The 23,180-nt window shown below is 74.3% G+C and carries 19 protein-coding genes, 1 pseudogene and 2 riboswitches; of the genes and pseudogenes, 14 read left to right on the top strand and 6 right to left on the bottom strand.

The annotated features are described in order from the left end of the window. Positions 1-8: 8 nt before the first annotated feature. From ABEB07_RS00270 to ABEB07_RS00260, 3 genes and pseudogenes are all read left to right on the top strand, one after another. The gene (locus tag ABEB07_RS00270; RefSeq protein ID WP_345666478.1) at positions 9-1,805 is read left to right on the top strand and encodes an acyl-CoA dehydrogenase; all 1,797 of its coding nucleotides are present in this window, start codon (positions 9-11) and stop codon (positions 1,803-1,805) included. 154 nt (positions 1,806-1,959) lie between these two features. After that, complete coding sequence (locus ABEB07_RS00265; protein ID WP_345666477.1) at positions 1,960-2,991, top strand: alpha/beta hydrolase; 1,032 nt, start codon at positions 1,960-1,962, stop codon at positions 2,989-2,991. 13 nt (positions 2,992-3,004) lie between these two features. Continuing rightward, positions 3,005-3,247: pseudogene (locus ABEB07_RS00260) on the top strand (acyltransferase family protein); the annotation flags it as partial. Positions 3,248-3,443: 196 nt separating this feature from the next. On the opposite strand, the gene ABEB07_RS00255 reads toward ABEB07_RS00260, so the two are convergent. Genes ABEB07_RS00255 through ABEB07_RS00245 form a run of 3 tightly spaced genes read right to left on the bottom strand, consistent with a single transcriptional unit; the run spans position 3,444 to position 7,478 of the window. Continuing rightward, on the bottom strand, positions 3,444-4,652 hold the full coding sequence (locus tag ABEB07_RS00255; protein ID WP_345666476.1) for an LLM class flavin-dependent oxidoreductase: 1,209 nt from the start codon (positions 4,650-4,652) through the stop codon (positions 3,444-3,446). Continuing rightward, complete coding sequence (locus ABEB07_RS00250) at positions 4,649-6,133, bottom strand: NtaA/DmoA family FMN-dependent monooxygenase (protein ID WP_345666475.1); 1,485 nt, start codon at positions 6,131-6,133, stop codon at positions 4,649-4,651. Before ABEB07_RS00250 ends, ABEB07_RS00255 begins: the two co-directional genes overlap by 4 nt. A 7-nt stretch (positions 6,134-6,140) precedes the next feature. Continuing rightward, positions 6,141-7,478 (bottom strand): MFS transporter, encoded by a 1,338-nt coding sequence (locus tag ABEB07_RS00245; RefSeq protein WP_345666474.1) that lies wholly within the window; start codon positions 7,476-7,478, stop codon positions 6,141-6,143. Positions 7,479-7,658: 180 nt separating this feature from the next. On the opposite strand from ABEB07_RS00245, the gene ABEB07_RS00240 reads away from it, so the two are divergent. The 7 genes from ABEB07_RS00240 to ABEB07_RS00210 all read left to right on the top strand — a co-directional run bounded on the left by ABEB07_RS00240 (position 7,659) and on the right by ABEB07_RS00210 (position 15,977). Further along, a complete protein-coding gene (locus ABEB07_RS00240; protein ID WP_345666473.1) occupies positions 7,659-11,252 on the top strand; it encodes an AfsR/SARP family transcriptional regulator in 3,594 nt (1,197 codons plus the stop codon). Between the two features lie 136 nt (positions 11,253-11,388). After that, positions 11,389-12,555 (top strand): Nickel transporter NicT, encoded by a 1,167-nt coding sequence (gene nicT, locus ABEB07_RS00235; RefSeq protein ID WP_345666472.1) that lies wholly within the window; start codon positions 11,389-11,391, stop codon positions 12,553-12,555. A 64-nt stretch (positions 12,556-12,619) separates the two neighbouring features. Beyond that, positions 12,620-12,741, top strand: a riboswitch (cobalamin riboswitch). A 60-nt stretch (positions 12,742-12,801) separates the two neighbouring features. Then, positions 12,802-13,185 (top strand): (2Fe-2S) ferredoxin domain-containing protein, encoded by a 384-nt coding sequence (locus tag ABEB07_RS00230; RefSeq protein ID WP_345666471.1) that lies wholly within the window; start codon positions 12,802-12,804, stop codon positions 13,183-13,185. Between the two features lie 127 nt (positions 13,186-13,312). Beyond that, positions 13,313-14,365: an enoyl-CoA hydratase/isomerase family protein gene (locus ABEB07_RS00225; RefSeq protein ID WP_345666470.1), complete on the top strand. Its 1,053-nt coding sequence runs from the start codon at positions 13,313-13,315 to the stop codon at positions 14,363-14,365. A gap of 50 nt (positions 14,366-14,415) precedes the next feature. Then, positions 14,416-14,564: riboswitch (cobalamin riboswitch) on the top strand. A gap of 35 nt (positions 14,565-14,599) precedes the next feature. After that, positions 14,600-14,821: a CbtB domain-containing protein gene (locus ABEB07_RS00220; RefSeq protein WP_164589181.1), complete on the top strand. Its 222-nt coding sequence runs from the start codon at positions 14,600-14,602 to the stop codon at positions 14,819-14,821. 21 nt (positions 14,822-14,842) lie between these two features. After that, positions 14,843-15,595 carry a CbtA family protein gene (locus ABEB07_RS00215; RefSeq protein WP_345666469.1) on the top strand — a complete coding sequence of 251 codons (753 nt, stop codon included), beginning with the start codon at positions 14,843-14,845 and terminating at the stop codon, positions 15,593-15,595. A 94-nt stretch (positions 15,596-15,689) separates the two neighbouring features. Continuing rightward, complete coding sequence (locus tag ABEB07_RS00210; protein WP_345666468.1) at positions 15,690-15,977, top strand: hypothetical protein; 288 nt, start codon at positions 15,690-15,692, stop codon at positions 15,975-15,977. Between the two features lie 120 nt (positions 15,978-16,097). Here ABEB07_RS00210 and metX read toward each other — a convergent pair whose 3' ends face one another. Both metX and ABEB07_RS00200 read right to left on the bottom strand, forming a co-directional pair. Then, on the bottom strand, positions 16,098-17,249 hold the full coding sequence (gene metX / locus ABEB07_RS00205; RefSeq protein ID WP_345666467.1) for a homoserine O-acetyltransferase MetX: 1,152 nt from the start codon (positions 17,247-17,249) through the stop codon (positions 16,098-16,100). A gap of 5 nt (positions 17,250-17,254) precedes the next feature. Then, complete coding sequence (locus tag ABEB07_RS00200; RefSeq protein WP_345666466.1) at positions 17,255-18,616, bottom strand: bifunctional o-acetylhomoserine/o-acetylserine sulfhydrylase; 1,362 nt, start codon at positions 18,614-18,616, stop codon at positions 17,255-17,257. Between the two features lie 664 nt (positions 18,617-19,280). Here ABEB07_RS00200 and ABEB07_RS00195 point away from each other — a divergent pair. Further along, positions 19,281-20,102: a DUF1684 domain-containing protein gene (locus tag ABEB07_RS00195; RefSeq protein WP_345666465.1), complete on the top strand. Its 822-nt coding sequence runs from the start codon at positions 19,281-19,283 to the stop codon at positions 20,100-20,102. 72 nt (positions 20,103-20,174) lie between these two features. Here the strand turns inward: ABEB07_RS00195 and ABEB07_RS00190 are convergent, their stop codons facing one another. Continuing rightward, positions 20,175-20,741: a histidine phosphatase family protein gene (locus ABEB07_RS00190; RefSeq protein WP_345666464.1), complete on the bottom strand. Its 567-nt coding sequence runs from the start codon at positions 20,739-20,741 to the stop codon at positions 20,175-20,177. Positions 20,742-20,936: 195 nt separating this feature from the next. Here ABEB07_RS00190 and ABEB07_RS00185 point away from each other — a divergent pair, with 195 nt between their 5' ends. Genes ABEB07_RS00185 through ABEB07_RS00175 form a run of 3 tightly spaced genes read left to right on the top strand, consistent with a single transcriptional unit; the run spans position 20,937 to position 23,152 of the window. Beyond that, positions 20,937-21,650 (top strand): FadR/GntR family transcriptional regulator, encoded by a 714-nt coding sequence (locus ABEB07_RS00185; protein WP_345666463.1) that lies wholly within the window; start codon positions 20,937-20,939, stop codon positions 21,648-21,650. Position 21,651: 1 nt separating this feature from the next. Further along, positions 21,652-22,485, top strand: a complete 834-nt coding sequence (locus ABEB07_RS00180; protein ID WP_345666462.1) for a sterol desaturase family protein — start codon at positions 21,652-21,654, stop codon at positions 22,483-22,485. Position 22,486: 1 nt separating this feature from the next. Further along, positions 22,487-23,152, top strand: a complete 666-nt coding sequence (locus tag ABEB07_RS00175; RefSeq protein ID WP_176147331.1) for a lysoplasmalogenase family protein — start codon at positions 22,487-22,489, stop codon at positions 23,150-23,152. Positions 23,153-23,180: the final 28 nt, after the last annotated feature.

The following is a 23,180-nucleotide window of genomic DNA, read 5'->3' as shown; positions in this document are numbered from 1 at the left end:
AGAGAACCATGGCCTCCCTGCTGCTGTCCCGTCGTGATCTCGACTTCCTGCTGTACGAGTGGCTCGACGTGGAATCCCTCACCGCGCGCCCCCGCTTCGCCGACCACTCGCGGGAGACCTTCGACGCGGCGCTGGACCTCAGCGAGACGATCGCCACCCGGCACTTCGCCCCGCACAACAAGAAGAACGACGCCGAGGAACCGCGCTTCGACGGCACCCGGGTGCACATCATCCCGGAGGTGCGGGAGGCCCTGCGCGTCTTCGCCGACGCCGGACTGATCGGCGGCGCCATGGACGCCGAGGTGGGCGGCATGCAACTGCCCGGCGTGGTGGCCGACGCCTGCTTCGCCTGGTTCCAGGCCGCCAACGTGGGCACCGCCGCCTACCCGTTCCTCACCGTGGGCAACGCCAACCTGCTGCTCGCCCACGGCAGCGCGCCCCAGGTCGACACGTATGTCCGCCCCATGGTCGAGGGCCGCTTCACCGGCACCATGTGCCTCTCCGAGCCGCAGGCGGGCTCCTCGCTGGCCGATGTGCGCACCCGCGCCGAACCGGCGGCCGACGGCTCCTACCGGCTGTTCGGCAACAAGATGTGGATCTCGGGCGGCGACCACGAGCTGACCGAGAACATCGTCCACCTCGTCCTGGCCAGGATCCCCGGCGGCCCGCCCGGGGTGAAGGGCCTGTCGCTGTTCATCGTCCCCAAGTACCTGGTCGAGCCAGACGGCACGCTCGGGGAGCGCAACGACGTCGTCCTGGCCGGCCTCAACCACAAGATGGGCTACCGCGGCACGACCAACACCCTGCTCAACTTCGGCGAGGGCGCGTTCCGCCCCGGCGGCGCCCCCGGAGCCGTCGGCCACCTGGTCGGAGAGCCGCACCGCGGACTGTCGTACATGTTCCACATGATGAACGAGGCCCGGATCGGCGTCGGCCTCGGCGCGACGGCGCTCGGCTACACCGGCTACCTGCACGCCCTGGACTACGCGCGCTCCCGCCCCCAGGGCCGCCCGCTCACCGGCAAGGACGCCGCCGCTCCCCAGGTGCCGATCATCGAGCACGCGGACGTACGGCGCATGCTGCTGGCCCAGAAGTCCTACGTGGAAGGCGCGTTGGCGCTGATCCTGTACTGCGGACGGCTGCTGGACGAGCAGCGCACGGCGGCCTCGGCCGAGGAGCGCGACCGGGCCCGTACCCTGCTCGACGTCCTCACCCCGATCGCCAAGAGCTGGCCCTCCCAGTGGTGCCTGGAGGCCAACAGCCTGGCCATCCAGGTGCACGGGGGCTACGGCTACACCCGCGAGTACGACGTCGAGCAGTTCTACCGCGACAACCGCCTCAACCCCATCCACGAGGGCACGCACGGCATCCACGGCCTCGACCTGCTCGGCCGCAAGGTCGTCGCGGACGGCGGCGCGGGCCTCGGCCTGCTCGCGCGGACCGTCTCCGCCACGACCGCCCGGGCCGCCGCCACGCAGGGCGAACTCGCCGCGTTCGGCGCGCAACTGGACGCCGCAATGGCCCAAGTCATCGCCGTGACAGGCCGGTTGTGGGCCGACGGCGATCCGCAGACCGCCCTCGCCAACGCCTCGGTCTACCTGGAGGCCGTGGGCCACACCGTGCTCGCCTGGATCTGGCTGGAGCAACTGCTCGCGGCCGACGGACACGACGGCGACTTCCACGAGGGCAAGCGGCAGGCCGGACGCTACTTCTTCCGCTACGAACTCCCGCGCACCGGACCCCAGTTCGCCCTGCTGGAGAGCCTGGACCGCACCACCCTCGACATGAACCCCGACCACTTCTGACGGGGAGGGGGCGAAGAACCCCCTCCCACCCGTAGTACTCCAGAGCTACCCCCAGGGTTGGCTCCGTGGAGGGACGCCGACGACACGGGGGCCTGCCTAGCGTCGGTGCGGTAGTCGCAGCACTCAACTCCCGCACCGGAGGTCCAGGTCCGCCATGGTGAACCGTCCCCGCACCCGCCGTCCGCGCCGGGCCGTCCAGGCCGCCCTCGCTGCGGTCCTGGTCACCCTGCCGGTGACCGGGGCCGCCCGCCCGGCGGACGTTCCCGCACCCGCGCCGACCGTGCGGGCCGCGCTGGGCACGGTCACCCCGGCCTCCCTGGCCGCCCGTTACGCCGCCACCCGGCAGGACGTCGAGGCGGCCGAGCAGATGGCCGCCGGGCACGGCGACGGGCGGCGGGCCGCCGCCCTGCACGCCCTCACGGACACCGGACGGCACCTCCTCGCCTTCGACGGCCGCCACGGAGGCCGCAGCGTCGAGGTGTTCGGCGATCTCGCCCGGGCCGAGCGCGTCGCGGTGCTGGTGCCCGGCGCGGACACCACCGTCGACGACTCCTGGCGGCTGCGCGGCGCGGCCCGGGCGATGGAACACGAACTGCCCCCGGAATCCGCCGTGGTGGCCTGGCTCGGCTACCGCACCCCGGCCACCGTCAGCCTGGCCGTGCTGAACGACCGGCGGGGCGCGAACGCAGCGAGCGCCCTGAGCGGGTTCGTCGGCGAGCTGACCCGGGCGCTGCCCCACGCCCGCACCAGTCTGGTCTGCCACTCCTACGGCACCGTGGTCTGCGCCCACGCCGCGGCCCGGGCGGGCGCGGCGGACGTCGTGCTGTGCGGCAGCCCGGGCACCGGCTTCCCGGACGTCGGCTCCCTGCACACCCGCGCCACCGTGTGGGCCGGGCGGGGCGGCGACGACTGGATCGGCGACGTGCCGCACGTGCGCTGGGGGCTCGGCTTCGCCGAGGTCGGCCTCGGCGCTGACCCGGTCTCCGCCGCCTTCGGGGCCCGGGTGTTCGACGCGGGCGACGGCGGCCACGCCGACTACTTCGAGCCCGGCTCGGTGTCCTTGCGGAACATCGCCCGGATCGTCGCGAACGGATCACCGGCGGGCGCGGCTCCGGCAGACCCGGTGGACGCGACCCCGAGCGGCACGGTTCCGACCGGCGCGGCCTCGGCGGCCCGGCACGCGTGATCTCGTCCGGCGGATCGAGCGGGCGACCGATCCGGCCCGGGACCGGAGCCTGGACGGGCTGCGGGCCCTGGCCGTCGCGGGGGTCGTGCTCGGGCACTGGCTGGTGACCGCCCTGGTCATGGACAGCGGCACCCTGCACGGCGACAGCCCCCTGCGCTTCATGCCCCGCCTGGCCCCGGTCTCCTGGGTGTTCCAGACGCCGGCGGTCTTCTTCCTGGTGGCGGGGGAGGCCGGCGCGCGGAGTCACACGTCGGCGTCCCGGTGTTCGCGGCGGCGCTGGCGGTGTACTGGGCGGTGTTCCGCATCTACGAGCGACGGCGGCCGAGCGGACGGGGCCGTGCGGGAAGGCGCGACGGCGACGACACCCGGCGCCGTGCGCCCCGGCCGCGCCCTCGGCGCCGCCGCCCGACCCGGCCGTACGCGGCGGCGCACGGCACGGATGAGGCGGGCGGTCAGTCCTCCGGCGCGTACCTGTTGCGCGGGCGCGGCAGGCCGAGGCGGTCGCGGAGGGTGCCGGGGGCGTACGCGGTGCGGAAGGCTCCGCGCCGGCGCAGCTCCGGCACCAGCCGCCGGGTGATCGCGCCGAGGTCGTGCGGCAGCGCGCCGGGGCGCAGCCGGAAGCCGTCGAGACCGGCGGCGTGCCAGTCGAGCAGCAGATCCGCCAGCTCACCGGGGGTGCCAGTGAAGAGCACGGCGTCCGAGGCGTACTCCGTGCCGTCCAGCGCGTCCAGGCGCTCCTTGCGCCGGGCGGCCGCGCCGGGCTCGTCGTCCAGGAACACCACCGCCTCGGCGAACCTGCGCAGCGGCCGGTCCCGTACGTCCCTGCCCACCCGGGCCACGGCCGCGTCCACCTGCGCGAGCACCGCCCCCACGTCCACGCGGTCGGCCGGGGTGACGAAGACGACGTCGCTGCCGCGCGCCGCGAACTCGTACGGCGTCGACGCGTGGGCGAGGCTCGCCACCACCGGCTGCCCCTGCGGCGGACGCGGGGTGATCGAGGGGCCCTTGACGCTGAACCGGGCGCCCTCGAAGTCGACGTGGTGCAGTTTGGCGCCGTCCAGGAAGCGGCCCGTGGCTGTGTCCCGTATCTCCGCGTCGTCCTCCCAGCTGTCCCACAGCCGCCGGGCCACCTCCACCACGTCGACCGCCTCCGCGAACAGCGGCCGCAGCCGCGCGGCGATCAGCTCCGGGTCGCGCAGGTCGTCGTCGGTCAGCTGCGGCGTGGTGCGGCGGCCGAAGTGGGCGGCGTCGGCGGCGCGCGAGGCGATCTGCGGACGCCAGCCGGCCCGGCCCTTGCTCGCGTGGTCGAGGGTGGCGATGCCCACGGCGACGTGGAACGGCTCGGTGTGCGTGACGTTGACCGTCGGGACCAGGCCGATGTGCCGGGTGAGCGGGGCGAGGAACGCGGCGAGCAGCACCGCGTCCAGGCTGCCTCTGACCTGGTCGGTCCGGTCGTCGGGGCGGTGCGGGGCGTCCGACTGCAGACCGAGGGCGTCCTCCAGGGTGACGAAGTCGAGCAGACCGCGCTCGGCCTCGGCGACCAGGTCCGCCCAGTACGCGGCGGTGAACAGGGCGCCGGGCGCTTCCTGGTCCCGCCAGGCGGCCGGATGCCAGCCGGCGCCGTCCAGGGCGACGGCGAGGTGCGGTGGACGGTCGTTCACGAGGACTCCCCGGTCGCGGCGGCGGCCGCGGTCGCTTCATGGCTGGTGTGCTTGTCGGCGCCGGTGCGCCCGGTGCTGCTGGTGTGCTCGCCTTCGCCCGTGCTCCCGGTCCGGCGTTCCGTGTCCGGGGCGTGCCGCAGGCCCAGGTGGTGCCGCAGTGTCGTCCCGGTGTAGTCCCGGCGCAGGACGCCCTTCTCCTGGAGCAGCGGCACCACGCGGTCGACGAAGTCGTCCAGACCGCCGGGCGTCAGATGCGCGGCGAACACGAACCCGTCCGCGCCCCCGCTCCGCACGAAGTGGTCCACGGCGTCGGCGACGGTGCGCGGACTGCCGACGAAGGTCTGCCCGCCGCCGACCTCGATGACCAGCTCGCGGATGCTCAGCCCGCGCTCCTCGGCAAGGGCCCGCCAGCGCCGGGCGGTTGCGGCCCGGCCCGTGCGGAAGACCGAATGCCCGCGCAGGAACTGCGACGCGGGCTCCGGCTCGACGTCGGGCAGCGGCCCGTCCGGGTCGTACGCCGACAGGTCGCGACCCCAGACGGCCTCCAGATGGGCGATCGCCGTCTGCGGGCTCACCTGCGCCCGGGTGATCTCGTCGGCGTACGCGGCGGCCTCCGCGTCGGTGTCGGCGACGACCACGCTCGCGGCGGGCATGATCAGCAGGTCCTCCGGCGCACGGCCGTACCGGGCCAGCCGCCCCTTCACGTCCCGGTAGAAGGCACGTGCCTCGTCGAGGCGGTGGTACTTGCTGAACACCACCTCCGCGTCCGACGCCGCGAACTCCCGGCCCGCCTCCGACTCCCCGGCCTGAATGATCACCGGACGTCCCTGCGGGCTGCGCGGAGTGGTGAACCGACCCGAGATGTCGAAGTGCCGCCCGTGGTGCGCGAACGCACCGGCCCCGGCCCGCGCGAACCGCCCGGAGACCGGGTCGGCGCTCAGGTCCCGGCGCGCCCAGCTGTCCCACAACTCGCGTGCCGTGGCCAGGAACTCCGCGGCACGGCCGTACCGGTCGGCCTCGGCGAGGAAGCCGCCGCGGCGGAAGTTGGCGCCCGTGAAGGCGTCGTGACTGGTCACCACGTTCCAGGCGGCGCGCCCGCCGCTGAGGTGGTCGAGCGTCGCGAGCCGGCGCGCCACCTCGTACGGCTCGTTGAAGGTGGCGTTGACGGTGGCGGCGACCCCCAGGTGGGTCGTGACGGCGGCCACCGCGGCGAGCATCGTCAGGTTCTCCGGACGGCCCGCCACATCCAATTCGTAGATCGCGCCCTTGTGTTCGCGCAGCCGCAGGCCCTCGGCGAGGAAGAAGAAGTCGAACCGGCCGCGCTCCGCCGTCCGCGCCAGACGCGCGAAGTTGTCGACGGAGATCTGGCTCGTGGAGCGCGGGTCCGACCAGACGGTGACGTTGTGGACGCCGGGCAGTTGGGCGGCGAGACGGATCTGCCGGGGGCTCTGTCCGTTCCGTCCGCTAGGTGTGCGTGTCATACGCCCCTCAGTCCTCCGTTCCGCTGTCCGCGCCGGGGCGGCGGGACGGGAAGCCGTGGTCGCGGGCGGCGAGCACGACGAGGAGCACGGGCAGCAGGAGCAGCAGCACGGTCGGCGGGAAGGACCGGCTGCCGAGCGCGTCGAGCAGGACGCCGCCCAGCACGCCGCCGGCGGCCATCGCCACGTTCCACAGCGTCACCAGCATCGCCTGCGCGGCGTCGGCGTGTTCGCCGCCCGCGTCGCCCGCGGCGGTCTGGAGCAGCGTCGGTACCCCGCCCCAGCCGAGACCCCACAGCGCGGCGGCGACGTAGACCAGGGCGCCGCCGTCGGTGAGCAGCGCGAGCAGCGTGGCGGCCGCCGCCACCAGCAGGGTGCCGGCGACGGTCAGCGCCCGCAGCCGGCGCTGGATGCGGGCCCCGACGACCCAGATGCTCACCAGCGAGGCGGCGCCGAAGACCAGCAGCACCAGATCGGTGCGGTCCTCCATCCCGAGCCCGTCCAGATACGCGGCGACATAGGCGTACAGCACCGTGTGGGCCAGGACGAAGACGAGCGTCACGAACAGCACCGGGCGCACACCGGGGACCCCCAACGCCTGCAGCATGCGCGGCCGTTCGCCGCTGCGCGCGCCCGGGTGGTCGGGCACGGCGGCGACGGTCCACGCGAGCAGCACGACCGTGAGCGCCGACATCGCCAGGAACGCCGTCCGCCAGCCGAGCGCGTGGCCGAGGAAGGTACCGGCGGGCACGCCGAGGGACAACGCCACCGGGATGCCCGCCATGGCGACGGCGATCGCCCGGCCCTGCAAGGGGGCCGGCGCCAGACGCCGCGCGTAGCCGGCGAGCAGCGCCCACGCCAGGCCGGCGGCGACGCCGGCGACGAAGCGGGCCGCCATCGTCAGGGCGTACGCCGACGACAGCGCCGTGACCGTGTTGGCCACGGCGAAGCCCGCCACGGCGGTCAGCAGCAGCCGCTTGCGCCGCCAGCCGGCGGTGGCCGCGGTCAGCGGGATCGCGGTGAGCGCGGTGCCGAGCGCGTAGACGGTGACCGTCTGGCCGGTCGCGGACTCGCTCACCTCCAGGTCGCGGCTCATCGCCGTGAGCAGGCCCGCGGGCAGGGTTTCGGTGAGGCTGGTGAGGAACACCGCGGTGGCCAGGGCGAGGAGGGCCGGCAGGGGGAGCTTCGGGCGTGGTGGCTCGGTTCGGTCCGGTGCGGGGGGCGTCGGTGGGGTGGGGGCGTGCTTCTTGCCGGGGGCGCCGGGCACGTCGGTGGTGTCCGCCGTGCCGCTCGTGTCCGCTGTGCCGGCCGTGTCCGCTGTGCCGGCCGTGTCGGGCGAGGTGCTCATGGGGTGTGCTCCGTATCCGCTGGATCTGCTGGATCTGCTGGATTCGCTGGATTCGCTGGGGGCGGGGTCGCGACGACTGTGCGGGCGGGCACTTCCGGAATGCTTCGGAAATGCTTCGGGAACGCTTCGGAGCGGGCCGCGTACGGACGAACTCGACGATGGGCGACTAGGGTTGCGGGCATGCGGTTTGGCGTGCTCGGACCACTCGCGGTGTGGGACGACGAGGGGGAGCCGGTCCGGGTGCCCGAGACCAAGGTGCGGGCACTGCTGGCCGATCTGCTCGCGCACGACGGCGGACCCGTCTCCGCCGACCGGCTCATCCACGACCTGTGGGGCGACGGCCTCCCCGGCAGTCCGGCGGGCGCGTTGCAGGCCAAGGTCTCCCAACTGCGCCGGGTGGTCGGCCGGGAGCGGCTGGTGCGGCAGCCGCCGGGTTACCGGCTGCGGCTCGACCCGGCCGACGACGTGGACGTGGAGCGCTTCGGGGCGCTCGTCGCCCGCGCCCGCGCCGGCACGGACCCGCGGACCCGGGCGGCGCTGCTCACCGAGGCCCTGGGACTGTGGCGCGGGACGGCGTACGCGGACTTCGCCGACGAGGAGTTCGTCCGGGCGGCCCGCCAGTGCCTGGCGGAACAGCGGCTGGCCGTGCTGGAGGAACGGGCCGAGGCCCGCCTGGCGGCGGGGGACCACCTGCTGCTCGCCGGGGAACTGGCCGCCCTGGTGGCCGAACATCCGCTCCGGGAGCGGCTGCGCGCCGCGCAGATGCGGGCGCTGTACCGGGCCGGCCACCAGAGCGAGGCGCTCGCCTCGTACGAGGCGCTGCGCACCCGTCTCGCCGAGGAACTGGGGGCCTGTCCCGGACCCGCGCTCAGCGCGCTGCACCGGGCGATGCTCCGCCAGGACCCCGAGCTGAACGCCCCCGCCCGGGTCGCGGCGGACGCCCCGGCGCTGCCCGGGGGCGGGGGCCGCCCTCCGGTGTCGCCCCGGTCGGACCCGTCACCGAACCGGGCAGCCCTGCCGGGCGGCACTGGGCCCGCGGTGCCCGGCACTCCCGATCCGGCCGCCGTCGCCGTCGGTCTCCCGGTGCCGCTCACCGCCCTCATCGGCCGTGAACAGGCCCTCGGCCGCCTCTCCCGGCTCCTCCGTCGGCAGCGGCTGGTCACCCTCACCGGCCCCGGCGGCGTCGGCAAGACGCGCCTGGCGGTGGCCGCCGCGCAGGTCGCGGCCTCCGCGGACGAGGACGCCGGGCTTCCCGACGGGGTGTGGTTCGTCGAGTTCGCGGGTCTGCGCACCACCGCCCCCGACGACCTGGCCGAGGTGATCGCCGCGAGCCTCGGCATCCGGGACGCCGCCCCCACCGCCCCACCGGCCACCGGCGGCGCCCCCGTCGCGCCCGTACTGCGGCTGACCGCCGCCCTGCGGGACCGCAGAGCCCTGCTCGTGCTGGACAACTGCGAACACGTCGTCGCGGCCGCCGCCGAACTGGTCGCGTCGCTCCTGCGCCGTGCTCCCCACCTGCGGGTCCTCACCACCAGCCAGGAGCCGCTCGCGCTGGCCGGCGAGACGGTGTTCCTGGTCGAACCCCTGCGACCCGACGACGCCATACGCCTGTTCACGGAACGCGCCGCCGCCTGCGCCCCCGGCTTCCACCTCGACACCGACGACACCCATCACACCGCCGAGCCCGCCGAGCCCGAGGGATGCGGCGAACCCGGCGAACCCGGCGAATACGGCGAACGGGAGCGCGGGGACGGCGACACCATGACCGACGCCGACGCCGACGCCGACGCCGACGCCGACGCCGACGCCGACGACACCGCCGACGCCGACGACACCGCCCGCCGTGCCGCCTCCGACCGTGCCGCCGTCGCCGAGATCTGCCGCCGCCTGGACGGCATCCCCCTCGCCCTGGAACTCGCCGCCACCCGCGTACGCGCCCTGGGTGTGCGGGAGTTGGCCGTCCGTCTCGGCGACCGCTTCCGGGTGCTGACCTCCGGGCAGCGGACCGCGCCCGCCCGCCAGCGCACCCTGCGCGCGATGATCGACTGGAGCTGGGAGCTGCTCGGCCCGCCCGAGCGCGCCGTCCTCGCCCGCCTCGCCGTGCACAGCGACGGCTGCGACCTCGACGCGGCGGAGGCGGTGTGCGCGGGCCCGGACGTGTCCGGCGCCATGGTGCTCGACCTGGTCACCCGACTCGTCGACAAGTCCCTCGTCGTCGTCACGGACGGACCCGCGGGCCCGCGCTACCGGCTCCTGGAGTCGGTCGCCGCGTACTGCGTCGAGCGGCTGCGCGAGCGCGACGAGGAGAGCGCCGTACGCGAGCGCCACCTGCGCCACTACCTGGCCCTGGCCGAACACGCCGAGCCACACCTGCGGGGCGCGCGCCAGCGGGACCGGCTCGCCCGGCTCGACGCCGAGGCGGGCAACCTGCGCTCCGCGCTCGACGAGGCGGTACGACGGGCCGCCGCCGGGAACGCCGAGGAGGCCGTACGGCTCGCCGCCGCCCTGTCCTGGTGGTGGTTGCTGCGCGGACGTCTCACCGAGGGCCGCCGCGCGCTGACCGCCGTCCTCGCGGCCACCGCCGCCCCCGGCCTCGAACTCACGCTCCTGCACAACGCGTTCGTCCTGTTGACCGGCGAGCGCACACCGCTCCCGCCCACCGAACCCGCGTCCGCTCCCACGCACCCTCTCGTGCCCGACCCGCCGCACCTCCGCCGGGCCCGGGCGCTGTGGCTGAACGCCTACGGCATGTTCAGCGTCGGCGACCTGGCCGCCGCCGACGCGCTGAACACCCGCGCCCTCGCCCGTTTCGAGGCCGCGGCGGAGCGGTGGGGCGTCGCGGCGGCGCTCGGACTGCGCGCGGCGCTCGCCCTGGTCCGCGGCGACCTGGACCGACTGGCCCGCGACGGGGAGCGCAGCCGGGAGCTGTTCCGCGAACTGGGCGATCGTTGGGGCGAGTTGCAGAGCGTCTCGCCGCTCGCCGCGCTCGCCGAGATCAAGGGCGAGTACGGGCGGGCGGAGCACTGCCAGCGCGAAGGGCTCGTCATGGCGGAGGAGTTGGGTCTGCGCGCCGAGGTGTCGGCCCGGCTCTCCGGACTCGGCCGTCTCGCGCTGCTCGCCCGTGACTTCGGCCGGGCGCGCGCACTGCACCAGCGGGCCCGGCGTATCGCCGTCGAGCAGGGCTACAAGTACGGGGAGATCCACGCCGACATGGGGCTGGCCCTCGGCGCGCGGCGGCACGGCGACCTCGCCGAGGCCGAGACGCGCCTGCTGCGCATCCGCGACCACCACGCCGACGTCTCCTCCCCGGCGGGCGACCACCTCCTCCACGCCGAGCTGGGCTTCCTCGCCGAACTGCGCGGCGACGCCGGCCGCGCCGCCGCCCACCATCTGCGCGGCCTCGCGATCGCCCGCACACTGGACGAGCCGCGCGCCCTCGCGCTCTGCCTGGAGGGTCTCGCGGGCACGGCCGTCCTGGCCGGGGACCGCACCGGCGCCGTCCGCGCGGCCCGGCTCCTCGGCGCCGCCCACGCCGCGCGCCGTGACGCGGGCGCGCCGCTGCCGCCCGCCGAACGCGGCGACGTCGACCGCGTCACCGCGGCGGCGCGGGCCGTCCTGGGCGTACGCGCCTTCGACCAGGTGTTTGAAAAAGGCACGTCCCTGAGCCCGGCCGAGGCCGAGCGCCGGGCCCGCGCCGCACTGCCCCAGTCGGCGGACCGGACGGACCAGCCGGGCCGGGCGGACGCGACCGACCGGCCGGGTCAAGCGGCCTGACCAGCCTTGACCCTGTCTTTGCCACCTCTTCGTTGTAGTTGCGAGTCATGTGCAGAAACGTGGAATGCGCACACCGCACAGACACCCCGCACAGACACACCGCACAGACATCCCGCACAGTGAGGCCGGCACCCCCATGAGCACCGCCCCCGACTCCGCACCCCCGCGCCCGGCCGTCCCGGACGGCGGGCCGCGCCTGTCGTGGCACCGTGTCCGCGCGTCCATGACCCGCAAGGAGTGGGCCGGCGTCGGCGGTATGGCGGGCTTCGTCCTCGCCCTGCACGTCATCGGCTGGGGCACCCTGGTCGGGATCGTCGCCCCGGAGCACTACAGCCTGGGCACCAAGACCTTCGGCGTCGGCATCGGCGTCACCGCCTACACCCTCGGCATGCGGCACGCCTTCGACGCCGACCACATCGCCGCGATCGACAACACCACCCGCAAGCTGATGGGCGAGGGCAGGCGTCCGCTGTCGGTCGGCTTCTGGTTCTCCCTCGGCCACTCCTCGATCGTCTTCCTGCTCGCCCTCCTGCTCTCGCTGGGCGTCAAGGCGCTGGCGGGACCGGTGGAGGACGACGGCTCGACGCTGCACGCCGTCACCGGCTGGATCGGCACGACCGTCTCCGGGACCTTCCTCTACGCCATCGCGATCGTCAACCTGCTGATCATGGCCGGCATCTGGAAGGTGTTCCGGCAGATGCGCACCGGGCACTTCGACGAGGTTGCGCTCGAAGAGCAGTTGAACAACCGCGGCTTCATGAACCGCCTGCTGGGCCGGCTGACGAAGACGATCACCGAGCCGTGGCAGATGTACCCGCTGGGACTGCTCTTCGGCCTCGGCTTCGACACCGCGACCGAGATCGCCCTCCTCGTCCTGGCCGGGTCGGGAGCGGCCTCCGGGCTGCCCTGGTACGCCATCCTGTGCCTGCCCGTCCTGTTCGCGGCGGGCATGTCGCTGCTGGACACGATCGACGGCTCGTTCATGAACTTCGCCTACGGCTGGGCGTTCTCCAAGCCGGTCCGCAAGGTCTACTACAACCTCACGATGACCGGCCTGTCCGTCGCCGTCGCGCTCATCATCGGCACGGTCGAACTGCTCGGCCTGCTCGTCGACCAGGCGGGTCTGCACGGCGCGTTCTGGAACTGGATCGCGGGGCTCGACCTGAACGTCGTCGGCTACGTCATCGTCGGCCTGTTCTTCGCCACCTGGGCCGTCGCCATCGTGGTGTGGAAGACGGGCCGCATCGAGGAGAAGTGGGAGGCGGGCATGGCCCGCGCGACGGCGTCGGCCGAACCGGAGTGACCCGGCGGCCGGAGACCGACGGCGCTGATGCGATGATGACCGCCGACATGGGCGACGGCGGCCCGAGGAAGTCGGTGTGAATCCGACGCGGTCCCGCCACTGTGACCGGTGAGCGAGTTCCGGCAGGCCACTGCCCCCAGCGGGTGGGAAGGCGGGGCGAGCGGCGATCCGGGAGCCAGGAGACTCACGCGGTCGCCCCCTCGATCGACACCGGGGCGGATCTCCCCGGGAGGGGAGCGGTGCGGCGTGTCCGAACAGGGCGTGAGGGAGAGGGCGGGCGGCGAACCGGTGCCGTGCCGGATCGTCGTGTGCCGGGACTGCTGCTGCGGCAGTCCCAAGGTGCCGGGCGTCGACCACGCGGCGCAGACCGCCCGACTGCGGGCGGCGGCGCCGGTACGGATCTCCGACTGCCTCGACGTGTGCGACCAGGCCAACGTCGTCGTCGTACAGCCGTCCGCCGCAGGCCGGGCCGCCGGGGCGCGGCCGGTGTGGCTGGGGCTGGTCAACGACGCGGACGCGACCGAGGACATCGTCACCTGGGTGCGCGCCGGCGGCCCCGGCGTCGCGCCCCGGCCGGACATCCTCGACCTGTACGCCTTCACCCCGCCACGCCGCCGCACGGACCCCTGAAGCCGTGGCCGTACCCCGGACACCGCGCCGAGAAGACCGTCCGCGACCAGCGGGTGCACCAGACCAGGGAAGGAACCAACGAGAACATGCGCGTCATCGTGGCCCGCGGCCTGACGGAGGCGTTCGGATGAGCGCCACCGAGGCCCCCGTCCTCTTCCACACCGCCGGACGGGCCGCCCACATCACCCTCAACCGGCCCCGAGCCATCAACGCGCTCACCCACGAGATGGTGCGCCGCATCGACGCCGCGCTCACCGTCTGGGAGCACGATCCGGCGGTGGAGACCGTCGTCGTCAGCGGCGCGGGGGAGCGGGGTCTGTGCGCGGGCGGTGACATCCGCGCCATCCACGACGACGCCCGTGACGGCGACGGTTCGGCGGCCGCCGCGTTCTGGCGCGACGAGTACCGGCTCAACGCCCGGATCGCCCGCTACCCCAAGCCGTACGTCGCCCTCATGGACGGCATCGTGATGGGCGGCGGCGTCGGCGTCTCCGCGCACGGCAGCGTGCGGATCGTCACCGAGCGCTCCCGGATCGCCATGCCCGAGACCGGCATCGGCTTCGTCCCGGACGTCGGCGGCACCCACCTGCTGGCCCTCGCCCCGGGCGAACTGGGCACCCACCTCGCCCTGACCGGCGCGCAGATCGGCGCCGACGACGCCCTGCTGTGCGGCCTCGCCGACCACTACCTCCCCTCCACCCACCTCACCGACCTCCTCACCGACCTCGCCGACCTGCCCGTGCACGACGCCCTGGAACGCCACGTACAGCAGCCCGCGGAAGGCGAGTTGGCCGCCCGGCGGGAGTGGATCGACGCCTGCTACGCCGCCGACACCGTCGAGGAGATCGTCGACCGGCTGCGCGGCTACGGCGAACCGGCCGCCGAACAGACCGCGAAAACCCTGCTGACCAGGTCGCCCACCTCCCTGAAGGTGACCCTCGCCGCGCTGCGCCGGGCCCGCCGCCTCGGCTCGCTGGAGCGGGTCCTCGACCAGGAGTACCGCGTCTCCCGCGCCTGCCTGCGCGGCCCCGACCTGGTGGAGGGCATCCGCGCCCAGGTCATCGACAAGGACCGCGACCCGCACTGGTCGCCGCGGACCCTGGCCGAGGTCCCGGAGGCCGACGTCGAGCGTTTCTTCGCACCCCTCGGCGACCGGGAACTCGGGCTGGCCTCGTCCTGAGGGCGCCACCCGGTGCGAGAGGAAGATCACTGCGGGTGGACGCGGTCTTGGCCCTGCCCGTCGCACACGGTACCGTCGACGCGATATAGACGAGGGCAAGACGGAAGCCGGTGCAAGTCCGGCACGGTCGCGCCACTGTGAGCGGACGCCTCGGGGCGGTTCGCGAGTCAGACCCGTAGTCCTCGTCCTGTGCACCACCGAGATGGGACGCGAACTCCCAGAGGAGGCCCTGCCATGGCGCAGCACGTCGCCCAGCCGACCGCCACCACCCCCGTCGTTCCCGCCAAGCTGCCGCTGAAGGCGATAGCTCCCTGGGCGGTCTTCGTCGGCATCCTGATGCTGATCCTGCTCTACTTCGTCGGCGCCGAGCAGGGCGCCACCTCCGTGTTCAGCGGCACGGACGTCCACGAGTGGGTGCACGACGCCCGCCACCTGCTCGGCTTCCCCTGCCACTGACGCGAGGGACGCCGCACGCCCATGAACTCCGCAACCGTCAGAAACCTGCTCGTCCGCGGCATGCTCGCCGGCCTCGCGGCCGGTGTGCTCGCCCTGGTCGTCGCCTATCTCCTCGGTGAGCCGAGCGTCGACAAGGCGATCAGCTTCGAGGACGCCCATTCCCACGAGCACGAGATGGAAGTCGTCTCGCGCTCCTTGCAGTCCACCGCCGGTCTCGCCACCGGCGTCCTGGTCTACGGCGTCGCCTTCGGCGGCATCGCCGCGCTCGCCTACTGCTTCGCGCTCGGCCGCGTCGGCCGCTTCTCGCCGCGGGCCACCGCGCTGCTGCTGTCCGGCTGCGCGCTGCTCGCCGTGTACGTCGTGCCGTTCCTGAAGTACCCGGCCAACCCGCCGTCGGTCGGCGACCCCGACACCATCGGCAAGCGGACCACCCTGTACTTCCTGATGATGGTGCTCAGCGTGCTCCTGGCGGTCGCCGCCGCCATCCTCGGCAAGCGCCTGGCGCCCAGCCTGGGCACCTGGTGGGCGACGGTCGTGGCGGTGGCCGCGTTCGCCGTCGTGATCGGGCTCGCCTACGCGTTCCTGCCGGTCATCAACGAGGTGCCGGCGGACTTCCCGGCCGCCCTGCTGTGGCGGTTCCGGCTCTCCGCACTGGCCATCCAGTCCGCGCTGTGGGGCGGATTCGGTCTGCTCTTCGGCGAGTTGGCCGAGCGGCAGCTCAACCCCAAGCCCGCGAAGGCGGACTCCGGCCGAGCGGTTCCGGCCGCCAACTGAATCCTTCCGAACAGCAAGAGGGCCCGTCGGAACCATCCGGGGGCCCTCTCGCGTTCTCCGGGGCGACCACCCGGGCGAGGAACGGAGAACCCCCGTGGCGAAACGTCGCCAACCGCGCCGCATCACCCTCGGCGGCCGCGAGGCGGTCGCCCTCACGGTGGAGGAGTACGAGCAACTCATCGCCAGCCGACGGCAGATCGGCGGTCAGAGCGCACGGGTGCGGGTCCTCGCCCACGAGGCCAAGCGCACCGAACAGCTCCTGCACGACCTGGAGTCGCTGATCGGCCCGCCGCACGAGAGCTGCGCCCACGAACCGGACACCACCTGCCTGCGGTGCGCGGTGGCGGCCCTGCTCCGCCGCCACCGGACGCCCTCGCCCTGACCAACCGGTGCCCCTGACCACCCGGTGCCCCTGACCACCCGGTGACCCTGACCACCCGGTGACCCTGACGGCCCCGCCGCCCCTGCGACCCCGGCGGGCCGGCCCCCACCCGCCGGGCGGTCACACCGCCGGGCCGAGGAGTTCGGCGACGAGGGCGGCGACCTGCTCCACCTCGATGAGGAAGCCGTCGTGACCGTACGGGGACTCGATCACCCGGAGGCGGTCGGCGGCGGCGATGCCGGCCGCCAACTCGGCCTGCTGGTACAGCGGATAGAGACGGTCCGTGTCCACCCCGGCGACGAGCGTCGGCGCGGTCACCCGCCTCAGGGCGGCGCGCGTCCCGCCGCGACCGCGGCCGACGTCATGGCTGTTCATGGCCTCGGTGAGGGTGACGTAGCTGCCCGCGTCGAAGCGGCGTACGAGCTTGGCGGCGTGGTGGTCGAGATAGGACTCGACCTGGTAGCGGCCGCCGTTCCAGGGGTCCTCCGCGCCCTGCGGCGTCCGGCCGAAGCGGCCGCGCAGCTCCGGTTCGCTGCGGTAGGTGACGTGGGCGAGGCGGCGGGCGAGGCCGAGCCCGGCGTGCGGGCCGCGTCCGGGGCCCGCGTCGTGGTAGTCGCCGCCCCGCCAGTGCGGATCGTCGCGTACGGCGCGCAGCTGGATGTTCGCCCACGCGATCTGCTCCGCGCTCGCCGCGGCCGTCGTGGCGAGCAGCAGCAGCGCCCCCGTCCGCTCCGGATGCGCCACGGCCCACTCCAGCGCCCGCATCCCGCCCATCGACCCGCCGACGACCAGCGCCCAGCGGTCGATGCCGAGCGCGTCGGCCAAGTCCGCCTCGACGGCCACTTGGTCACGTTGCGTCAGGAACGGGAAGCGGCCGCCCCAGTGGCGTCCGCCGGGGTCGGGGGAGGACGGGCCGGTGCTGCCCTGGCAGCCGCCGAGGACGTTCGGCGCGACGACGAACCAGCGGTCCGGGTCGAGCGCGCGCCGGGCGCCGATCAGCCCGTCCCACCAGCCGGGGCTGGGATGGCCGGGGCCGGCCGGGCCCGCGACGTGGCTGTCGCCGGTCAGCGCGTGCAGCACCAGCACCGCGTTGGACCGGTCCGGCGCCGGCCGCCCCCACGTCTCGAACGCCAGCCGCACTCCCGGGAGTTCGCCGCCCGCCTCCAGCGCGAGCGGCGAGGCGCGCTCGTACCACCGGCGGCGGCCGGGCGGGTCCCCCTCCCGCCAGGCCCCGGAGGCCGGCGGGAGGGGGACCTCGGAGGACGTCAGCACGGTGTTCAGGACGCGCCCTTCGCCGCGCGGAACCCCGCCTCCAGGTCGGCCTTCAGATCGGCGAGGTTCTCCAGCCCGACCGACAGGCGCACCAGGCCCGGGGCGGCGCCGGTGGCCGCCGCCTGCTCCTCGTCCAGCTGGCTGTGCGTGGTCGAGGCCGGGTGGATGATCAGGCTGCGCACATCGCCGATGTTGGCGAGGTGGCTGAAGAGCTCGACCGCGTCCACGAACCGCTTCCCCGCCTCCACGCCGTCCCGCAGCTCGAAGGAGACCAGCGCGCCCGCACCCCGGGGCAGGTACGTGCGCCCCGCCTCGTACCACGCGCTGGACTCCAGCCCCGGGTAGTGCACCGCGGCCACCTCGTCCCGCTGCTCCAGCCACTGGGCCAGCGCCAGCGCGTTGGCCGAGTGCCGCTCGATGCGCAGGCTCAGCGTCTCCACGCCTTGCAGCAGCAGGAAGGCGGAGTGCGGGGAGAGGGCCGGACCGAGATCGCGCAGCAGCTGCACCCGCAGCTTGACGGCGAAGGCGCCCGGGCCGAGCGCCGGCCAGTACCGCAGGCCGTGGTAGCTCGGGTCGGGCTCGTCGAAGTCCGTGAACCGCTCGGCGTGCGCACCGAAGTCGAAGGTGCCGCCGTCGACCACCACGCCCGCGATCGCCGTGCCGTGCCCGCCGAGGAACTTGGTCGCCGAGTGCACGACGACGTCCGCCCCGTGCTCGATGGGCCGCAGCAGGTACGGGGTCGGCAGGGTGTTGTCCACGATCAGCGGCAGCCCGGCCGCGTGCGCCACGTCCGCGACCGCCCGCACGTCGAGCACGTCACCGCGCGGGTTGCCCAGCGTCTCGGCGAACAGCGCCTTGGTGTTCGGCCGGATCGCCGCCCGCCACGCCTCGGCGTCGCCCGGGTCGTCCACGAACGACACCTCGACGCCCAGCTTCGGCAGCGTGTGCCGGAACAGGTTGTAGGTGCCGCCGTACAGCGACGTGCTGGAGACGATGTGGTCGCCGGCGCTCGCCACCGTCAGGATCGCCAGTGTCTCCGCCGCCTGCCCGGAGGCGAGCGCGACGGCCGCGACCCCGCCCTCCAGGGCCGCGATCCGCTGTTCGAAGACGTCCTGGGTGGGGTTGTGGATGCGGGTGTAGATGTTGCCCGGCTCGGCCAGCGAGAACAGGTCGGCGGCGTGCCGCGTGTCCCGGAACACGAACGACGTCGTCTGGTAGATGGGCGTCGCCCGGGCGCCGGTCGTCGGGTCGGGCACGGCGCCCGCGTGGATCTGCTTGGTCTCGAACGACCAGGCGGAGGTGTCGGGGCCGGGAGGCTCCTCCTCGGGGGTGTGGCTGGCGGTGACGGAGTCGATGGGCTGGCTCATGTCGTGCTCCCTGGTGCGGAGGGCGAGGACGCCCGCGGTACGGGGACGCCCTGGTGCGGGCGGGTACGGGAAGGACGCGGCGGGACCGCGGAGCGCGAACCGGGCCCGGAACAGGCAGGGTTCGGTGCGCGTGCGATGCGGCGGGGGAGGGGGAGTACGCGGGGGACCGGAGCGCGGACTCAGCTCGCGGCGGGACAACCCGTGGTGGTGACACGCACGTAGTCCACGTGGCGGCGGGTCACGAGCACGGTCATGGGGCCAGGTAACCACATGCACGCGGCGGCGCACCAGCGCATCGCGCTCGTTTCACCCCCGCGACACGTCCCGCGCCTACCCTCACCCGGCCGGCCGCCCCCGAGCCGCTCCCGCTGCCGAGCCGTTGACAGTTCATCCGCCGCGTGTTTGCATCCCGGCATGTCTCCGCTGGAGCCCCTGACCCGCCGCCGCGCCGTGGACCTCGTCCGCGTCGCCGCCGCGCTGTGTCGCCGCCCGCGCTGACCGGCCCGCTCCAGCCCCTCTTGTTTCCCTGTACCGCGCGGGACGCGGTCCAGCTCTGCGGTCGTACGCCGTCCGGCGACCGTGACCCGACCACGCCCGCGCCGCGGACGCACACCCGCGTCGCGGGCGCACCCCGTCCGCCCCACCCACGTACCAAGGAGTGCGCATGACCGTCCAGGACATCGACCGGGGGAGTTTCACGGCGGAGTGGGAGCGGTGGCACCGGCAGAAGGAGGACGTCCTCGCCGGTCCGCACGGCTTCCTCGCGATCACCGGCCTGCACTGGCTGACCGAGGAGCCCACCCGCTTCGAGGACGCGCCCGGAGCGTGGTCGAGCACCGCCGAGGGCGTGGCGGTCGAACTGGCCGACGACGAGGAACTCGTCCTCGACGGCCAAGTGCTGCGCGGCCGGCACGACTTCGGGATCATCGCCGAACGGGACAGCCTCTACCCCGCGGCCGGCGACGCGGTGATCGAGGTCGCCAAGCGCGGCGGCCACGACATCGTCCGCCCCCGCCACCCCGGCAACGCGCTGCGCACCTCCTTCACCCGCACCCCCGCCTACGCGCCGGACCCGCGCTGGGTCGTCGCGGGCCGCTTCCTGCCGTTCGAGGCGCCCCGCCCGGTGACGGTCGGCGCCTCGGTGGAGAGCCTTGAGCACGTCTACGACTCGCCCGGCCAGGTCGAGTTCGAGCTGGACGGCACGGCGCACCGGCTGACCGCGTTCAACGGGACGGCGCCCGGCAGCCTGCTGGTGCTGTTCACGGACCGCACCTCGGGCGTGACGACGTACGCGGCGAACCGCGTCGTGCAGATCGCCGCGCCGGACGCCGACGGCCGGGTGAGCGTCGACTTCAACCGGGCCGGGAACCTGCCGTGCGCCTACACCGACCTGGCCACCTGCCCGCTCCCGCCGGCCGAGAACCGGCTGCCCGTCGCGATCGAGGCGGGCGAGAAGATCCCGCTGGAGCGCGGCGGCCGCGGCTGACACCGGCGTCGCGTCCACGGGCCGAACGGCGGTGCGCCGCATCGCCGTTCGGCCCGTCGGCGGGCTACCGGATCACTCCAGCGGCCGGCCGAGGCGGACGTTCCAGCGGCCGGAGCGGCCGCTGAGCTCCGTGGCCGTCAGCGGGGCCACGTCGAGGCGCCAGAAGGCGGCGGCGGGCAGACCGAGGGCGTGGACGACGGCGGCCCGTACGGCCTCCGGCTCGACCACGGCGACGGTACGGCCGTCGGTCTCGCGCACGCCGTCCAGCCAGCGCCCGATCCGCTCGCACAGCCGCCGGACCGACTCACCATCGTGCGCCGCCCAGTCGGGATCGGTGAGCCAGCGGGTCACCGCCTCCGGCTCTGCGGCGCCCACCTCGTCCAGCGTGCGGCCCCGCCAGCGGCCGACATCGAGACCGGCCAACTCCGGTGTCCGCGGCCCGTCGAGGCCGAGCGCCGCCGCCGTCTCGGCGCACCGCGCACCCGGGGCGACGACCGTACGGGCGGGTGCGGGCAGGGCGCCGGCCGCCGCACGGGCGCGGGCCGCGCCCGTGTCGTCGAGCGAGTCGCCGTCGTAGAAGCGGGCCTGGCGCAGCGACGGGCTCATGGCGGGCGAGACGAGGATGACACGGCTGGTCACGTGAGTGCTCCTGCGGTGACGGACGGGGCGGGTGGACGCCTTCACACGTCCACGGGGCACGGCACGCGGGTGGCTGGGCCGCCGTACGCGCGCACCACCGCCCCGCCTGCCTCCCCGCGGCGAACGTAGCACCGGTCGCGGAAAATCTGGTCCAACCAGTTGACCAGTGATCCGGTGCGGGACACGCTGTCCGCCATGACCCAGCGACACATCCGGCGCGAGGCGGTCTCCGACCAGCTCTTCGCGCTGCTGCGCGACAGGATCCTCGGCGGCCAGGCGCCGCCCGGCACCCCGCTCACCGCCGAACGGGACCTGGCGGCCGAGTTCGGCGTGAACCGGCACGCCGTACGCGAGGCCGTCAAACGGCTCCAGCAGGCCCGGCTCGTCGAGGTGAGCCACGGCGGCCGCACCCTCGTCCTGGACTGGCGGCGCACCGCCGGGCTCGACCTGGCCATGGGCATCGCGGCGGCCGACCGCGGCCTGTCCACCGGCGACCTCACCCGGGACGCCCTGGAGATGCGGGCGTGTGTCGGCGCGGACGCCGCCCGGCTGTGCGCGATCCGCTGCTCACGGCAGGCCGCGGCGGAGATCGTGCGGACCGCCGACCGGTACGCCGACTGCGGCCCCGACCTCGCCGACCTCGGCACCGCCGACATCGCCTGGTGGCGGCTGATCGTGGAGGGCTCGGGGAACCTGGCCTATCTGCTGGCCTTCAACAGCCTGGTGGGCGGCACGCTCCCGGTCGCCGACGTGCCCGACGACCTGCGGACCGCCGAACTCCTTGACGTGGAGGCCCATGTGCGCCTCGCCGAGCACATCGCGGCCCGCGAGGCGCGGGCCGCCGAACGCCTGGCCCGCGAACTGCTGTCGCGCAGCGTTCCGGCGACGGCCGGGAAGGCGGTGCGGTGACATGATCCCGGCCGTGGTCTACGCGATACCCGCCTTCGTGCTCCTGGTCGTCGTCGAGGCGCTGTCGTACCGCTTCCTGCCCGACGACGACGAGCGCGGCTACGAACTGCGCGACACCGTCACCAGCATGTCCATGGGCGCCGGCAGCCAGGTCGTCGGGCTGCCGTGGAAGGCGGTGACGGTCGTGCTGTACGCGGCCCTGTTCACCGTCGCCCCCTGGCACCTGTCCCCGGCCTCGGGCTGGACGTGGCTGCTGCTGTTCTTCGCCGACGACCTCGCGTACTACGTCTTCCACCGCGCCCACCACCGGGTGCGGGTGCTGTGGGCGAGCCATGTGGTGCACCACTCCAGCGTCCGCTACAACCTGTCCACCGCGCTGCGGCAGAGCTGGACGCCGATGACGACCCTGCCGTTCTGGCTGCCGCTCGCGCTGCTCGGCGTGCCGCCGTGGATGATCCTGCTGGAGCAGTCCGTCAGCCTCGTCTACCAGTTCTTCCTGCACACCGAGCGCGTCGACAAGCTGTGGCGGCCGGTGGAGTGGGTGTTCAACACCCCTTCGCACCACCGCGTCCACCACGGCTCCAACAACGTCTACCTGGACCGCAACTACGGCGGCATCCTCATCGTCTGGGACCGCCTGTTCGGCACCTTCGAACCCGAGGGCGAGCGCGTGGTGTACGGGCTGACGAAGAACATCGACTCCTTCAACCCGCTGCGGGTCGCCTTCCACGAGTACGCCGCCGCCTGGCGTGACGTGCGCGCGGCGCGGCGCTGGCGGGACCGGGCGGGCTACGTGTTCGGGCCGCCCGGCTGGTCGCCCCGGACGGAGGGCTGACGTGCCGCCGCTGATCGCGCTCTTCGCCGCGCTGGCCGCCCTGGACGTCACCGGCGTGGCCGCCGGCTGGCCGCTGCTGGAGTGGCTGACCAAGCCCCTGCTGGCGCCGGTGCTCGCCGTGTACCTGTGGCGGCGCACCGGCACGGCACACGTGTGGGTCCTGACCGGGCTCGGGTTCGCCGCCGCCGGGGACGTGGCGCTGCTGCTGTCCGGTCCGGTGGCCTTCGCCGTCGGCCTCGGCTTCTTCCTGGGCGCGCAGGTGTGCTGGATCGCGGCGTTCCGGCGGGCGGGCGCCGTCGGGTATCTGCGCACGCGCCGCCGGGTGTGCGCCGCGCACCTCGCCGTGTGGGTCGCCGCCGTCGCCGCTCTGGCGCCGGCGCTCGGGCCGGTGCTGGGCGTCGCGGTCGCCGGTTACGCGCTGGCCCTGATCGGGATGGCGCTGACCGCGCGGGTGCTGGGAGCGCGGGCGGCCTGGGGCGGACTGGTGTTCGTCGTCTCCGACCTGCTGGTCGGCCTCGGCGCGGCGGGGACCGGCTTCGCGGGGCGCGACGTCCTGGTGATGGTCACGTACGCTCTGGCGCTGGCGTTGCTGGCCACGGCGGTGGAGGCCACCGGTGTCCCCGGTGACCCCCGTCTCAGCGGGCCGGCTCAGCCGGTGAAGGTGTAGTGGGCGGTGGTGTTCTGGTAGGTCTGCG

It is taken from the genome of Streptomyces similanensis (genome assembly GCF_039543625.1).
GTDB classification, from domain to species: domain Bacteria; phylum Actinomycetota; class Actinomycetes; order Streptomycetales; family Streptomycetaceae; genus Streptomyces; species Streptomyces similanensis.
Note: the sequence above shows the minus strand (reverse complement) of the source record. Positions and strands in the feature narration are given on the sequence as shown.